This is a genomic window from Rubrivivax gelatinosus (assembly GCF_004340905.1).
Classification (GTDB): Bacteria; Pseudomonadota; Gammaproteobacteria; order Burkholderiales; family Burkholderiaceae_C; genus Rubrivivax; species Rubrivivax gelatinosus.
This window is the reverse complement of sequence record NZ_SLXD01000036.1, coordinates 1-1043: the sequence shown is the minus strand read 5'-3', so window position 1 is coordinate 1043 and position 1043 is coordinate 1. Positions and strand designations below refer to the sequence as shown.

At 63.5% G+C, this 1043-nt stretch carries 1 protein-coding gene; it reads right to left on the bottom strand.

Annotated features, from left to right (window positions below; genetic code table 11):
• Window positions 1-946, bottom strand: a 946-nt coding sequence (locus EV684_RS23880) for an IS481 family transposase (RefSeq protein ID WP_132649839.1), incomplete at its 3' end; no start/stop codon positions are given.
• Between the last annotated feature and the right edge of the window lie 97 nt (window positions 947-1043).

The following is a 1043-nucleotide window of genomic DNA, read 5'->3' as shown; positions in this document are numbered from 1 at the left end:
TGTGAAGTGTCAACAGGTTCTTTCGGGGAACCAAGAGACGTGAGACCGGCGGCTTGAGGTCGATGCTGTGGTGTGGCCTGTGCCAGTTGTAGAAGTGGTTCCAGGCCGACAAGTGCTCGCGGCGTTGGTCTGAACTGGCATAAGGCTGGCCGTAGGCCCACTCCCGCAGGGCCGACTGGATGAAGCGCTCGGCCTTGCCATTGGTCTGCGGGCGGTACGCGCGGGTGAACTTCTGGCTGATGCCCAGTTCCAGGCAGGCCGAGGCGAACAAGGCGGAGTGGAACGACTTGCCGTTGTCGGTCAGCACGCGCTGGATGGGCACGCCGAAGCGCTCGAAGTAGGCCACTGCCGAGCGCAGGAACGCCTCGGCGCTGTGCTTGCTCTCGTCGGGGTAGATCTGGGTGAACGCCAGGCGGCTGTGGTCGTCCACGGCCACGAAGACATGCTCCCAGCCGATGTGGCGCGCTCGCTGGGTGCGATCTCCGGTGATGCGGTGACCGATCCTGTCGAACCGCCCAAGCTTCTTGATGTCGATATGGAGCAGCTCACCAGGCTGCTCCCGCTCGTAGCGATGCACCGGCTCGGCAGGACGCAAGTCGCTCAGCTTGGACAAGCCAGCCCGCTTCAGGACGCGGCTCACCGTCGCCTTGGACACGCCCATGCAAGAGGCGATCTGCGCCTGCAGACACAGCTTGCGGCGCAGCTCGACGATGGTCAGCGCCACCTGCGGCTCGATGGCACGCGGCGACTTCTCAGGACGCGAGGACTTGTCCAGCAACCCGTCAGGTCCGGTCCCCAGGAAGCGGCCAAGCCACTTGCGCGCGGTCACCGCGCTGACGCCATGGCTGGCGGCTGCCTGGGCGATGCTGTGACCCCGCTCGGTGATGTCTTGAACCATCTCCAAGCGACGTGCGTAGGTCAATCGGGCATTCTTATGGGTGTTCATCCGGATTCGGTTGTTGAGTGGACTGGGGGTTTGGCGATTTCCAGTCTCTCAGAACCTCTCCGGGTGAACACCCGCAACAACCTATTGAAGCTTCACA